General features: G+C 45.0%; 10 protein-coding genes. 7 read left to right on the top strand and 3 right to left on the bottom strand.

The window, feature by feature from the left end:
- Position 1 precedes the first annotated feature (1 nt).
- The 3 genes from ACLD71_RS13145 to ACLD71_RS13135 are packed head-to-tail and all read right to left on the bottom strand — an operon-like array spanning position 2 to position 5,035.
- The gene (locus ACLD71_RS13145) at positions 2 to 1,327 is read right to left on the bottom strand and encodes an HlyD family type I secretion periplasmic adaptor subunit (protein ID WP_137672749.1); all 1,326 of its coding nucleotides are present in this window, start codon (positions 1,325 to 1,327) and stop codon (positions 2 to 4) included.
- A 2-nt stretch (positions 1,328 to 1,329) separates the two neighbouring features.
- Complete coding sequence (locus ACLD71_RS13140) at positions 1,330 to 3,381, bottom strand: peptidase domain-containing ABC transporter (RefSeq protein WP_137672748.1); 2,052 nt, start codon at positions 3,379 to 3,381, stop codon at positions 1,330 to 1,332.
- A gap of 1 nt (position 3,382) precedes the next feature.
- The gene (locus tag ACLD71_RS13135) at positions 3,383 to 5,035 is read right to left on the bottom strand and encodes an ABC transporter transmembrane domain-containing protein (RefSeq protein WP_137672747.1); all 1,653 of its coding nucleotides are present in this window, start codon (positions 5,033 to 5,035) and stop codon (positions 3,383 to 3,385) included.
- Between the two features lie 248 nt (positions 5,036 to 5,283).
- Between ACLD71_RS13135 and ACLD71_RS13130 the strand changes: the two genes are divergently transcribed.
- The 7 genes from ACLD71_RS13130 (at position 5,284) to ACLD71_RS13100 (ending at position 14,588) form a co-directional block, all read left to right on the top strand.
- On the top strand, positions 5,284 to 6,066 hold the full coding sequence (locus ACLD71_RS13130) for a helix-turn-helix domain-containing protein (protein ID WP_137672746.1): 783 nt from the start codon (positions 5,284 to 5,286) through the stop codon (positions 6,064 to 6,066).
- Between the two features lie 243 nt (positions 6,067 to 6,309).
- The gene (gene putA / locus ACLD71_RS13125; protein WP_411990975.1) at positions 6,310 to 9,462 is read left to right on the top strand and encodes a bifunctional proline dehydrogenase/L-glutamate gamma-semialdehyde dehydrogenase PutA; all 3,153 of its coding nucleotides are present in this window, start codon (positions 6,310 to 6,312) and stop codon (positions 9,460 to 9,462) included.
- Position 9,463: 1 nt separating this feature from the next.
- Complete coding sequence (locus ACLD71_RS13120) at positions 9,464 to 10,174, top strand: hypothetical protein (RefSeq protein ID WP_411990974.1); 711 nt, start codon at positions 9,464 to 9,466, stop codon at positions 10,172 to 10,174.
- Positions 10,175 to 10,223: 49 nt separating this feature from the next.
- Entirely contained in the window at positions 10,224 to 11,720 is a 1,497-nt protein-coding gene (gene putP / locus ACLD71_RS13115) for a sodium/proline symporter PutP (protein WP_137672743.1), read from the top strand.
- A 534-nt stretch (positions 11,721 to 12,254) separates the two neighbouring features.
- The gene (locus ACLD71_RS13110; RefSeq protein ID WP_411990973.1) at positions 12,255 to 13,154 is read left to right on the top strand and encodes a DUF2971 domain-containing protein; all 900 of its coding nucleotides are present in this window, start codon (positions 12,255 to 12,257) and stop codon (positions 13,152 to 13,154) included.
- A 373-nt stretch (positions 13,155 to 13,527) separates the two neighbouring features.
- Positions 13,528 to 13,794 carry a hypothetical protein gene (locus ACLD71_RS13105; RefSeq protein WP_303516594.1) on the top strand — a complete coding sequence of 89 codons (267 nt, stop codon included), beginning with the start codon at positions 13,528 to 13,530 and terminating at the stop codon, positions 13,792 to 13,794.
- A 380-nt stretch (positions 13,795 to 14,174) separates the two neighbouring features.
- Complete coding sequence (locus ACLD71_RS13100; protein ID WP_411990972.1) at positions 14,175 to 14,588, top strand: hypothetical protein; 414 nt, start codon at positions 14,175 to 14,177, stop codon at positions 14,586 to 14,588.
- Positions 14,589 to 14,600: the final 12 nt, after the last annotated feature.

The raw sequence follows: 14,600 nt of genomic DNA, 5'->3' as shown, positions 1-14,600 counted from the left end.
CTTACCGTTCGCCAAAGGCAGTGGTTATGTTGGTAAATACCGGTTTCCATAAGTATTGAAATACCGTTTTATCACCAGTCACAATATCTACTTCTCCGGTCATCCCAGGAATTAAGCCAAAGCGCTCGGGATCATTGTTAAAAAACGGTCTCTCAATGCTGATTTTCACCTTATAGAAAACACCTCCTTTCTCATCAGTGTCGGTCGAAGGAGAAATCCGTTGAACAATTCCGTCTAAGGCCCCATAACGGCTGTAATCAAAGGCGTCTATTTTTATTCTTGCTCGTTGACCTTCTGTAACAAAACCAATATCACGTGGAGATAGTTTGGCTTCAATTAGCGCTTCCTTGGTAGTAGGAACAATTACTGCGACAGTTCCCCCTGGTGCAATTACGCTGCCTGAGGAGGTAGTCGGAATAGATTGCACAATCCCATCAACCGGCGCCAAAACAGTAGTTTGAGAAACTTGTGAACCGGAAGATTTTAAACGCGCCTCAACCCCTAACAGTTCGGCTTGAGCCTCAGCCCGTTTTTCGCCTACTTGATTGAACAAAGCCGCATTTTTCTGATCTAGTTGCTTACTTAGATTGGTTAAGCTTTTACTTAAAACTTGTTCTTTACCCTCTAAAGATTTTAGCTCTCTTATGTAAGAGTCGAGCTTTTGTTGAGCTTCAAGTACCTGTAGTTTAGACACCACCTGAATACCGCCCGGCGATTTCATCATGTTGATGGTTTTACGAGAGGCCGATATTTGGTCACTTAGTGCTGGCACTTCATTCTCTACCGCAGCCAACTCTGCTTTAGCTTTAGCTATCTCCGATTCTGTTAATGCTGAAGTGGCGGCTAACTCAGCATTCATCCTTTTAAGTGCTGAAACATGCTGCGCCACTAATTTAGAATACTCCGCTTCAAATGCCGAGAAGTCTGCTTGGCGCTGCTCAACAAAGGCGTTATAACGCTCAATACGTAATTCCAAATTAGCTTGTTTGCTGGCTAATTCTTCCTCTAAAGACTGGCTATCAATGGCCACAAAATTTGCAAGTACATCGCCCTGCTTAACCACGTCACCTTCCTCTACACTCACAGAAGCTAAAGTTCCACCTAGCTGGCTTTGAATAACTTGCCTGTGACCCAGTGGCACCACCTGCCCTTTGGCTTTAGCAATTTCTTCCACAGTGGTAAAAATTGACCACAACAGCATTCCCAATACTGACAACGCGATAAACCACGCAATACGCCTAATCAGCGTTCTCTCCGCGGGGGCTTCAATGGCATCAGTAAATTCATGTTCTGGCCAAATACGATTAGACAATTGATGCTGTTCCATATTTACTGCTCCGTATCACTGTTGGTTTGAGGCTGCTGTGAAGGAATAGGTCCAACATAAGCGGCTGTACCTTTGTCTAAAATTATTACCTTGTCGGCTAGTTGAATGAGCTCTTGATCATGGCTGGTGAAGATAATTGTGGCTTTGCCTCGCAAGCTTTCTAAGGTGCGAATAAATTGGCGTTTAGCATCTGGATTTCGGTTTGCTAAAGGCTCGTCTAACAGCAAGTACTGAGCCCCTTTTAGTAGTGCTCTTGCTAAAGAAATGTAGCCACCTTCTACCGCCGATAGCATGGCACTGTCATCACCAGCAATTGGCGTATCTAACTGTTCATTTAACGCGCTAAATAACGCTTGCCCACCAGCAGCCAACAACGCATCAATTAATTGTTCATCACTGGCATCAGGATTTGCTACTCGTAGGTTTTCAGCCAAAGTGCCCGGAAATAAATCTGGCTCTGCCGGGCAATAAGCCGCCCATGAGCGCAATAGCTCCGGATCGTACTGGCGAATGTTTTTGTTGTTTATTGCTACATAACCGGCTTGAGGTTCAATTACCCCTAAAGCTGATAGCAACAATGAGGTTTTACCACAGCCATTAGGGCCAATGACTGCTACTATTTCTCCAGCTTCTATTTCAGCATTAACGGCCGATAATGCCGGCTCCATTTCGGCTCCATAACGCAAGGTTAAATGTTGAAAAGACACACTAGGTGCGCAGCTCATATCGGGTACATCTAAACGCAGTTCGCTATTTTCGGTTTTCACCTGCATAAATCGGTCAAACTGCTCAGCGGCCCCCTTTAGCAAGGTGAACTTTTGGGTGGAGCTAAACGCTAGTTGCGCTGGGCCGGTAATTCGCCAAATCAGCATGACACAGGCAATCAACGCCCCAGCAGATATTGACTGGTTAAGCACCAAAAAAATGCCACAGAAAACAGTGACCAAGGCAGTGGATAGACTTAAAGCATGAGCAACGGCAGCCATTAGCCCATTGCGCGCCGCATAACGAAAGTTCTGCCGGCTATTCTCACGACATAAACGGGCAAACTTAGTGGTCCAAGCATCGACTTGCCCGGCCGCTTTTAATTGGGTGAGATTTTTAGCCAACTCGTTAAGCGCATTTTGATACTCACCAGATACCGTAGGAGAAGCGCTTTGAATGTAGCTGCGCATTAATCGCATAAGTAGGTAAAACACCAGTAACATCAGCAGTGGAACCAGCACCAACCAACCACTTAACAAAGTAATGGTCGCTAAGGCGATGAAGGTAAAAGGTAAATCGATTAAGCCACCTGCAGCAGGACCAGATAACACAGTGCGAACTTTTTCTGCATTACGCATACGCGCCACATGATTGGCAATGCCCACTCGCGATAACACCATTAACGGCATGTTCAGCAAACGGTGAAAGGTAAGTTCAGACAAATCTCTCGCCATGCGATTACTCGCTGAGGACATCACTCTTGCTCTAATCAAGCGAGATGCAACTAAAATGCTTAAGGCCAATGCCGCACCTAAAGCAATACTGGGCAATACCTCAGGTGTTTGACCGCCAATTACACGGTCATAAACTGCCATTGTAAATAGCGGCACGGCTAATCCCGTCAAGCTAGACAATAAACTGAGCCAAAATACCGGCCGATACCATTTACTTCGCTTGCTCACTTGCTCGGCAAAAGCTTTCGCAGAAGATCCCTGCTGAGGCAAGCGCTCAATCATAATTAGATGCGCGTCTTCACCGATAGTTGCGGGGTCACAGGCTTGCCACTGCTGCTCAAACTGTTCCAGTTGCTCACCATGGCGACGCAACAACTTAGGAGCATGATGATCAGATATCAGTACAAAAGGATGAGCCGCTTGAGAAACTAAGGAAGGCAAGTGACGATGCACCGAATAGGCAATATGGTGTTTTTTAAGCAGCCCCACAAAGCCCATAACATCTAGCGAATCTATGCGCTGGTCTTGTTCTATATTGGTTGCTTGAGAGTACAAACCAAGTTGCTGCAACAAACTAATTAAGGTGGGTTTTAAATCAGGATTTTGCTGCTCCATGTTAAGCCCCCCTCTGTTGTTTTAACAGCTTGACTAAGCCATCTTCTGCAATTTGCAGTTGTATGTCGCAATGGGCTTTTACTTCTTCAAAATGCGAAGCGATCATCACCGTCATGTCATCGCCTTGCTTGCTTAGCAAGGCCAGTAAACGCTGCTGAGCATCAGCATCTAGAGACAACATAGGCTCGTCTAGCAGCAATATCGAAGGTTGCTGCGCTAACGCGCGTACCAGAGCGATAAGCTTAATCGCTCCCTTGTTAAGCATTTGGTTACCACTGTCTCCAACGCGGGTTTGATAACCGGCTGGTAACAAGGAAATGGCAGCACTCAAACCCAACTCTTCTGCTAACACCATGGCATTGGCTTCTAATTCAGGCCGAAACAAGGTCATGTTTTCCATCAAACTGCCAGCAAACAAGGTAGGCCACGGCGCTAAATACACCACGGATTGGCGATACTCATTTGCGTCATGCAGGCCAAGTTCAACACCAGCAATATTAATGCTGCCTTGTTGCAACTGATGAAAGCCAGCCAGCGTACTTAATACCAAACTGGCATGGCTAAGAGGATTAGATTGCACTACCACCATGCTGCCAGCGGGCAGGCTAAAACTCGCGTTTTCAATACAGGCCACCGAAGTTTTAACACTTAGATGGCTGTATTCAATGGGCCCTGCTGGTAACTTTTGCTGATAGCAATGTTCGGCGCTAAAGCGCTCTCCCTCTAAACTTGTCAACTGCTTTACTTGTTGCATCGCAGACTTGGCGGTAACCATTCGAGAGCGGAGGCTAATAATGGCGCTTAAAGGAGCAACCGCTCGACCCGCTAAGATAGAACAAGCCGCCAAGCCACCAGTGGTTAACTGTCCATCTAACACCATTAAACACCCCAACAATACCAATACTAAGGTAGTTCCCTGAGAGGCACCTTGAATAAACTCTTGCAGCTTGGCTGATAACCAATCAACCCGCTGTTGTTGTTGCAAACGCTTATAGTTAATTTTTCGGTAATTTGCGGCAATGCCACTTTCTAGAGCTAAGGCTTTAGTGGAGGTTAGCCCAGACAATACGTTAATCAATAATCGTGATCGTTCAGCCTCGCTAAGCGCTAAATCTTTAGTGGCTTGGGCTAGCTGCTTGCCAAGCAGCAATACAAGTAAGCTAATTAATCCCCATACGGCAATCGGAATAAAAACTAAGGGCCCACCAATGTAAGCCACTAAAGCTAAGAAAATAACAACAAATGGGAAATCAATCAGGGCTAAGGCCGCTTGACCAGAATATAGGTCTCGCATACCTGCTATTGAACTTAAGCCATTAAATACCCCGCCCCTGCCAAGTTTCGCGATAGGTTCAAAACTGCTAGCGAGTAGAGCTTTCACCGCATCAATAGTGGTATGCAACTCAAAATTAGCGGCTGCAGAAGCCAATAACCAGCTACGTATATATCGCAACACTAGCTCTAGCAAAATAGCCACCGCCACACCGAGCATAAGAACCGTAGCCGTGCCGTAGCCTTGGTTAGGTAATATGCGGTCGTAAATCTGCAACATGGCAAAAGGCAAAGCGAGCGAGAGTAAGTTTATAAATGTAGAAGAGAGCAATACATCGATTGCTGACCGATTTCGAAACAATAGGCTTAACGCATACCTCATTTAGCTGGCTTCCTTTCTCAATAAACACTGCGATGAGTTATTGATAAGCCTAGCAAATAATCTGCTTTTTTCTTTTTCAGTTGGCGTTTATTTGAGTGCTCGAGAAATCCCCCCCACATATTCATTAACATAATTGACACACCAAACAAACTAATTCACTATCTTTTAGTCAGTAAACAGCTCAAGACTTCATCTTGAATGACTAAGTAGTCATTTATAACTAATATCACTTTGTTAAACAGACAGATATGAATGAATCATCTAGCTTAGCGCAAGTGCTGGCCCTCCCCAGCCAGTCACACCATCACAGCCACAGCTACTACCAAGTAGTGATTGGGCTGCAAGGACAGACTGAATTCGACATTCAGGGCCAAGGTAATTTAGTGGGCCCTGGGCAAGGCTGCTTAGTGCCGGTAGCAACAGACCACGCCTTTACCGGCTTAGGTCGCAATCAGATATTAGTGGTAAATCTGCCGTCACATCAACAGCACGCAAACCCACAGCAAAACTATCAAGATAAAGTTTGCCAGCTATTTGAACGCAAAGCCTATTTTCAGCTATCCAATCAATCTCAAGTACTGATTGCTGCCCTGTGCCATGAAATTGTTAGCCAACCACAAGACTTGTTACTCGGCGAGGCTTGCGCCAATACTTTAGTCTGCGTACTGCAAAATCAACTAAGCCTAGCGAATAACCATCAGCAGCGTGGCGCCCGTTTACAAATGGATATTGTTGACCGTTACATTCAACAGCATTTACATCAAAAAATTAGCGTAGCTCAGCTCGCGGGCTGCGTTTACTTGGCAGAAAGCCAATTCTACCAGCGGTTCCGCCAACAAAATGGTATTACTCCTCACCAATATGTATTGCGTAAACGCTTCGAATTGGCCAAACAGCTATTGGCCGATATTACCCTAAGCCTGCAGCAAATTTCCGATAGTTGCGGCTTTGCCAGTCAAAGCAGCTTTACCAGTGCATTTGGCACTTTTTTCGGTCAATCTCCCGCGCGCTATCGTCGCCAACATCATTAATTAGCTCATAGAGTTTTTAATCATTGCTTGCCGTTACTACACTTAATGCTAAAAGCTGCCAGCAATAGTCTTTGGATTTGTTAACACTTCAGTTCAACGTTTGTTAATCAGCGGAGTTTTTCTAAAAAATCTCGGAGTTTTTCGAAATACCCAAGGCAAAAAGCACTCTACAATCAGTCGCTCAATAACAAAGCCGTAACATCCTCTGTCCCCTCGCAGAGGTTGGCAATACGAGGACATAGCATGCTGAATTCAACGCACCTAGATGCTCAAAAAATGCTACACGCTTCATTTATCGACCAACCCGTAGATCAGCTGTGGCAGCATATTTCTCCTTTGTATTCGGTAGATGAATCCACTTGGTTAAGGCAATTACTGCCTATCGCCCAACCCAGCGAAACCGAATTAAGCACCAGCACCGTGCTAGCCACTCAATTAATCGAGCGAGTACGCGCCGATAAAAAAGCGGTGCAAATGATTGACGCCTTGTTGCTGGAGTACAGCCTAGATACCCGCGAAGGCATATTGTTAATGTGTTTAGCCGAAGCGCTCATGCGAGTACCCGATGCAGCCACTGCCGACGCGCTAATTCGCGATAAAATGAGCGTGGCCGATTGGAAGTCTCACCTTAAGAATTCAGACTCATTATTTGTAAATGCCTCTACCTGGGGCTTAATGCTCACTGGCAAAGTAGTCAGTTTAGATGAACCCGCTAACGGCCAACCCAGTAGCATACTCAACCGATTAGTGAACAAGTTCTCTGAGCCAGTCATTCGCCAAGCCATGCACCAAGCCATGAAAATTATGGGCCACCAATTTGTGCTGGGCAGGAACATTCAAGAAGCGCTAAAAAATGGTGACGAGCCAAGCAGCCAAGGCTTTAGCTACTCTTTTGATATGTTGGGAGAATCTGCACTTACCGCAGAAGATGCCAGCAAATACGCTAACGATTATTACCAAGCCATTAGCCAAGTAGCCCAAAGCCAACAAGCTAATACGCATTCGGCTCCAGCCCCTTCTGTATCGATTAAATTATCGGCATTGCACCCGCGTTACGAAGCCGCCAATCAAACCCGGGTAATGAACGAAATGTTTAGCAGCGTGTTAGCCCTGCTTGTGCATGCTCGTGAACAAGAAGTGGCTATCACCATCGACGCTGAAGAAGCCGACCGCTTAGAAATATCACTCAAGCTTTTTGCCAAGCTGTATCAAGATCCCGCCATGCGCGGCTGGGGTAAATTTGGGCTGGTCGTGCAAACCTATTCTAAACGAGCATTGCCAGTAATAGCGTGGCTTGCAGGTTTGGCTAAAAAACAGGGTGATGTTATTCCGACGCGTTTGGTTAAAGGCGCTTATTGGGATACCGAACTAAAACTTGCTCAGCAACATGGTCATCATGGCTACCCCGTGTATACCCGCAAAGAAGCCACCGACGTTAGCTATTTAGCCTGCGCTCGCTTGCTGCTTAGCGAGCACTTACGCGGCTTAATTTTTCCGCAGTTTGCTAGCCATAACGCACAAACCATTGCCGCCATATCAGCAATGGCTAGCCATAAAGAGTTTGAATTTCAACGTTTGCACGGTATGGGAGATGCCTTGTACAACCATGCTAAAAACTTACTGGCTAGCGATGTACGTATCTACGCCCCCGTGGGTAGCCATAAAGATCTGCTGCCATATTTAGTGAGGCGTTTATTGGAAAATGGCGCGAACAGTTCCTTTGTACACCGTTTAGTCGATGCGCGATGCCCAGTAGCGGATCTAACCATTCACCCAGTGAATTTGTTACGCTCACGTAGCTGTTTGCATAACCCTAGAATTGTTAAGCCTCCACAGTTGTTTGGCGAGCAACGCCAAAACTCGAGCGGTGTAGCCACCGATATTGAAAGTGAATGGCTACCCTTTGAACGCCAAGTAAGCGCCTTTTTAGGTGACTATACATGGCAGGCGCAATCGATAATTAATGGCGAAAAGCAGCCTGGCAAAGCCAAACAAATTACCGCACCTTACCATCGCCAGCAACATGTTGGCAGGGTAATGTGGGCGAGCAATGAACAAGCAGAACAAGCCATTAGTGCCGGCCAACAAGCGTTTGCTAGCTGGCGAGATACACCGGTTAAACAGCGTGCTGCTTTTCTGCTTTGCTTGGCTGACAAGCTAGAGCAAAACATGGCTGAGCTGGTGGCTTTATGTCATCGAGAAGCAGGCAAAACCGTATTAGACAGCATCGACGAAATTCGCGAGGCAGTAGACTTTTTACGTTACTACCCACAACAAGCAGTCGCCAATTTTAGCCAAGCCTGCGAGCAAACAGGCTTTAATGGTCACACTCAACATGTGGCGTATCAGGGTCGTGGAGTATTTGTCTGCATCAGCCCATGGAACTTCCCATTGGCTATCTTTATTGGCCAAATCTCGGCAGCGCTTGTCTCGGGCAATACTGTTGTTGCCAAACCCGCCGAGCAAACCTCGTTAATCGCAACGCGATGTATCGAGCTTTTATTAGACACGGGCATTCCGGCTTCGGTCATTGGTTTAGTGATTGGCAGTGGTGCAGAACTAGGCGAGAGCTTAAGCAGTGACCCACGCATTGCTGGCGTAGCCTTCACCGGCTCAACGCCAACTGCGCAAGCCATTAACAAACAACTGGCTAAACGCGATGCCTTGCCAGTGCCGTTTATCGCCGAAACCGGTGGCCAAAACGCCATGTTAGTCGACAGCACCGCCCTACCCGAACAAGTAGTACGTGATGTTATTCGCAGCGCGTTTGCGTCTGCTGGCCAACGCTGCTCAGCGCTGCGAGTATTGTATGTGCAGCAAGATATTGCAGACCGAATTATTACATTGATTCAAGGAGCGATGGCAGAACTTAGCGTAGCTTGCCCCGAGCACTTAAGTACCGATGTTGGCCCAGTCATCGATGCCCTCGCGCAAAAAAAATTACTTACCCATGTTGCGTGGCTAAAGAAAAATGCCCAGCTTATTTACCAGCTCGAACTACCCAAGCAATGTGAGCAAGGCACCTTTGTTGCCCCCTGTGCATTTGAAATCGAAAATATTAACCAGCTCAACCAAGAGCACTTCGGCCCTATTTTGCATGTGATTAAATATCAATCAAATCAACTTGATAGGGTAATTGATCAAATAAACCAAAGTGGTTTTGGTTTAACATTGGGGGTGCATAGTCGTAATGAAAGCACCTATCAGCACATAGAACAACGCGCACGTGTGGGTAATTGTTACATCAACCGAGACCAAGTAGGCGCAGTGGTGGGGGTACAACCCTTTGGTGGCCAAGGCTTATCTGGCACTGGCCCTAAAGCCGGTGGACCACACTACTTATATCGCTTTGTAAAAGCGCAAGTCACTCCATCGAGTAACGGCGAGGTGCAATAACATGACTATGACTATGCATATGAATCAGTTGAACCAAAGCCTAGCGGTATTAGAAACTTGGCAACAACAAAGTGTGGAGCAACGGGTCGCTATTGTTCAGCGTTGGGCAACATTGTTAGACCAGCGCGATAATAAGTTTACCGAAAGCGTTGCTATGATCCGCTTTCAATGCCAACAAGCCTTAGCAACAATAGCGCAGACCCACACGTTGCAAGGGCCTACTGGTGAAACCAACCAGTTGTATTGTGTTGGCCGTGGCAGCTTTTTAGTATTTGCCGACGAAGCCGCTAATACCACTGCACTAGTGGGTTTAATTAGCGCCGCTTTGGTCGCTGGCAATACCGTTATTTGTAGTGCAGCTAACACACATATTGAGCTAGATAGCTTGCTTAGTGAGTTACTACGAGCAGGCTGCCCAGACAGAGTAGCTACTCAAGTGCTTGCAGAAGCCTGCGAGCCTTTAGCTAAACAGCCACAGTTAGCGGGCGTAGCCTTAGCCGCTGCACCTGAAACTTGCCAGCGCTTTAACCAAATATTGGCAGAGCGCGATGGGCAATTAGCTCAGCTGATTTACGAAACAGATTCTCTTAACTTTAGCCAGTTGAGCGATTCAAAGTTGTGTTTACGCTTTATCACAGAGCGTACACGCACCATAAATATTACCGCCGTTGGTGGTAACGCTAGTCTGCTAGAGCTAGGCAGCGGCGAATAATAACCGATAAAGCCCCAAATGCTCATTTGAGCAATAAAAGGAACAAGGAATGATTGAAAATAGCTTCGCTATCAGTGCCACATTTATAGCCTATCTCATCGTTATGCTATCAATTGGTATTTACGCTTATAAACGCACCTCAAACTCTGAAGACTACTTCTTGGGTGGCCGTTCTTTAGGCCCATGGCCAGCGGCCTTATCTGCTGGCGCCTCCGATATGAGTGGTTGGTTACTTCTAGGTTTACCGGGTTACGCCTACGCCGCAGGCATTGAAGCCTTCTGGTTAGCCGGCGGTCTGTTAATAGGAACATGGTTAAACTGGCTGATTTGCGCCAAACGCCTGCGCACCTACTCTATTGTGGTAGACAATGCGCTCACCATACCTGAATTTTTTGCGCGCCGTTTTGAAGACAAATCAAAATTGCTGCAATCAATCTCAGCATTCTTCATCCTGCTGTTCTTCTTGTTCTACACAAGCTCCGGCTTAGTAGCAGGTGGCAAGTTATTCGAAACCGTATTTGGTTTGGACTACACCACCGCCGTAATAGTGGGTACTGTTTGTGTGGTGTCTTACACCCTCTTTGGTGGTTTCTTAGCCGTATCATGGACAGACTTAGTGCAAGGCTTGTTAATGTCGGCAGCGCTAATGATAGTGCCAATAGCCGCTATGGAAGGTTCATTTGGTGATTTAAGCCAAGCCCTAGAACTAAAAAATCCAGAGTTACTTAATCTATGGACAGACGTAAAAGGCGAGCCTTTATCTGCCATTGCTATTATCTCGTTAGTGGCATGGGGTTTGGGCTACTTTGGCCAACCGCATATTTTGGCGCGTTTTAAAGCCACTCGCAGCAATAAAGACATTGGCACCGCTCGCCGTATTGCAGTAACGTGGACAGCCTTATCAATGGCTGGCGCACTGCTAATTGGCCTAGTAGGCATTACCTACGTAGATGCCCAACTGGGTGGCAGCATTAAAGATGGCGAAACCATCTTCATGTTGTTGGTAAACGCTATCTTCCACCCAGTGATTGCCGGTATTTTGTTAGCCGCTATCCTAGCAGCCATTATGAGTACTGCCGATTCACAACTGTTAGTGTCATCATCTGCCCTAGCAGAAGATTTTTACAAGCAGGTATTTCGCCCGCAAGCCAGCCAACAAGAGATTGTTAAAGTAGGCCGCGTAGCAGTAGTCGCGTTATCCATTGTAGCGCTGGTGTTAGCAATGAACCCAGAAAGCTCAGTGCTAGGCCTAGTATCTTACGCTTGGGCTGGGTTTGGTGCAGCCTTTGGTCCCGCCTTATTGTTAAGCCTGTTCTGGAAAGACATGAACCGCAATGGCGCATTAGCCGGTGTAGTATTAGGTGGCGTAACAGTAGTAGTTTGGAAGCAACTTAGCGGTGGCATTTTCGATATTTATGAAATTGTTCCAGGCTTTATTTTAGCCAGCATTGCAATTGTTGCCGTGAGCAAAACCACTGGTGGTGCTGAAGCCTCTGTGCAAAAAACACACGAAGAATACGAAAAACAGTTAATGAGCTTAGACTAAATTCTCAAGTTAATTAACAACCGCTAGCCTTTGGGTTAGCGGTTTTTTATGCCCGTTTAAGCAACAACAAAGCGTAAATACCCGCTCTCGATTCAAGCACAACACATCACTCTCAAATAACGGCTTCTAACACACTCATCCCCCCTAAATGAGTTTTACCTTAGGGTTAGCAAGGCTGCCATCATTAACTCCTTCCCGATTAAAACTAATGGTTTTTATCCAATTTACGACCCTGTAACGCGAGATATATAGGCAATGCTCTCACTTACTAGGTTTACGCACTTTTTAACTGTGCATTTGAACAACCCTCCTGGTTTTGTTTGCGTCATTTGTCAAAGCAATCAATGAAAGCTTTGGATCGACGATTGATTGATTCCGAGTAAAAAACTAAGGTAGACAATGGGTTAATATCAAATCATTAATTGATGAGAGAGCGTGATTATGATCATGTTTTTTGTGATAGGGCGCGCGCTCATTGAATGGGATAGACCGCATGTGCGGCCTACTTAGCGTTAGCTAGCAAAGGAGGCATTCGTGTTATCAAAAAATAGACAGCATAATAAGCAAAGTTTCTATAAATACATGCCGGCATCTACTGCAAAGATAGTATTACAAAATAAAACTCTTAGGTGGAGTTCTCCTGTTGAATTTAATGATCCTTTTGATGTACCAAGAGAGTTAGCCTTTGATGTTACGCCCAAAGAGATACAATGCGCAATAGTTGATAAGTTTATTCAACTAATCCGTAACCCTCCTGAGCGAATAGATGACCTTCCCAGTAAAGTTCAAGTTATAATTAATGCTGTCAAAAAAGCTGGTGATAGAAAACTTGAAGACGAGTTAGTTAACGGCTTAATTGATGAACTTAATCAAGCGAAAGAATCCAGCCCTGCTTTGGAGGAGTTTCAAGAAAAATGGCGAAAGCTTATTCCTGAACTTCGAATTCTTTGTTTAAGTGAGTACCATGATAAAGCATCAATGTGGTTTCATTATGCAGATAAATATAAAGGGGTTGTGCTTGAAGTTGTCTGTAATGACTCACTTGATAGTGCATGGTTAGCAGCAAAAAAAATTCGATACCCAGAAAAGAAGCCTGATGTTTATACAGCTGAAGGCTGGGCTAATTTTATATTTATGCCTCAACAGCGTTCAATTGAACAAATAATAGAATTAGCCACTTATACTAAATCTCCAGATTGGAAATATGAAGATGAATGGCGTGTTTCTACTTCAATGCGTTTATCTGACAGTGGTACTATTTCAGATTATCCTTTAGCTGTAGAGGAGTTTGGGAATTTATACTTAGGCCCTCTGGTCTCAGATTCTGATCGAGATAAACTTATCGAGCTAGCTCGTGCTTTCCCTAATATGACTGTATTCGATACCTATATTGGAATGTCACGAGAGTTTAAGTTTGTAGAAATTGCTAGCTAACAAGTCAATTTAAGCGGAACAAAAACAGTTGGCTATGTTTCGTTCCTCAACAAGTTTAGCCAACAATTTTTGTCCGCTTAATGTGGGCGTTACATCATCAAAGCTTAACACGCTTATGTCCGACTCCAAGTCTACAGAATTGTTGACTGATTTATATCCCTATACATATTACAGCTGCCCTCAGAACACTCCCGACAAGTCTATTTACCCTTTGCACGTCTACCTTTTGGGTGAGTATCAATACTGTGATGTTCGCATTCAAGTTGCAGCTCTAGCTTTCATAAACCATTATTGATTTATTTATTATTTAAATAGTAATGCGAGTAAAAAATGTTATTCTGATTTTTATAAAATGACAGATAAGAGGGATCTTATGACTACACATAAGAAGAAAGGATTTACCCTATTAGCGATTAACTTTGTAGTACTAATCATTGCTTATGTGCTGTTAAAACTTGAGATTGGAGGTTTGCTGCCAGGGATTTTAATGGTGAGTGAGTTTTTTGTAATTATCATGATTGCAGTTCGCTATTTTGTTTATGACGAGAATGAAACACCCCAGTCGGTGCTAGATGACTTTGCAAAAGATGTGGCTAAATCTGAGACGGATGCTTACAAAATTCGTTCAGGTCGAGATTGAAGAGTTGCCATTTCGGCACACGGTTTATAAATACAAACCAGCTAATAAGCTACTCCAAGGGGTAAAATGGAGCAGCCCTCAGCAAGGCTTAAGTTGTAGAGCCCTTTTGTTCAAAAGCGTTTAAGAACGCCAGTGCAAACCTTACCCCAACCGTTCTCTTGTCACGCAGTTTCGTCAAACTGATTTTATTGCCACCAATATATTCAATAGGTGTTTGGCTAGTTAGCTGAGAGAACGCCCCGTAAGCGGCCGTAGCCTCTCGATTGCCGAGCGAATAAATCATAGATAACAAGGTATTAAACGTTATGGGGAGCTGTACTTTTACATACGTTTAATGATAAAACCCACATCAAATAGTTACACAACAAGGTTCTATATAAATGAAAGGCGCAGGTGGAAGTTCTGGTGGCATTGGGCACTTTTTTATTGGTTTAGTCATGATGTGCGGTGGTTTCTACATGCTGCTAAACGCCATTTCGGTTACGTCTAACTTTGGTATGGGATCGAGATTATATAACTTTAGCGCCTTAGGTGGATTTAGTGTCACCAGTGGTACCGTTATGATCCCCTTTATTTTTGGTGTGGGCTTAATTTTTTACAATTCGAAAAACATCTTAGGTTGGGTACTGTCTATAGGCTCTCTTGCTGCACTGTTATTTGGCGTTATATCTAGTGTTCGCTTTAGCATGCGCACCATGAGCTCTTTTGATCTTATCGTTATTTTGGTTCTTGCTGTGGGTGGTTTAGGGCTATTTTTACGCTCACTTAAAACCTTAGACGCACGTTATAGCTAGTAAAAATCTACG

This window comes from Agarivorans sp. DSG3-1 (genome assembly GCF_046774965.1).
GTDB lineage: Bacteria > Pseudomonadota > Gammaproteobacteria > Enterobacterales > Celerinatantimonadaceae > Agarivorans.
This window is presented reverse-complemented; position numbering and strand designations above follow the sequence as displayed.

Coding starts and splice junctions, on each gene's coding strand:
- ACLD71_RS13105 (WP_303516594.1), top strand. CDS start 13,528: ATGACTACACATAAGAAGAAAGGATTTACCCTATTAGCGATTAACTTT.
- ACLD71_RS13130 (WP_137672746.1), top strand. CDS start 5,284: ATGAATGAATCATCTAGCTTAGCGCAAGTGCTGGCCCTCCCCAGCCAG.
- ACLD71_RS13100 (WP_411990972.1), top strand. CDS start 14,175: ATGAAAGGCGCAGGTGGAAGTTCTGGTGGCATTGGGCACTTTTTTATT.
- ACLD71_RS13135 (WP_137672747.1), bottom strand. CDS start 5,035: ATGAGGTATGCGTTAAGCCTATTGTTTCGAAATCGGTCAGCAATCGAT.
- ACLD71_RS13120 (WP_411990974.1), top strand. CDS start 9,464: ATGACTATGACTATGCATATGAATCAGTTGAACCAAAGCCTAGCGGTA.
- putA (WP_411990975.1), top strand. CDS start 6,310: ATGCTGAATTCAACGCACCTAGATGCTCAAAAAATGCTACACGCTTCA.
- putP (WP_137672743.1), top strand. CDS start 10,224: ATGATTGAAAATAGCTTCGCTATCAGTGCCACATTTATAGCCTATCTC.
- ACLD71_RS13140 (WP_137672748.1), bottom strand. CDS start 3,381: ATGGAGCAGCAAAATCCTGATTTAAAACCCACCTTAATTAGTTTGTTG.
- ACLD71_RS13145 (WP_137672749.1), bottom strand. CDS start 1,327: ATGGAACAGCATCAATTGTCTAATCGTATTTGGCCAGAACATGAATTT.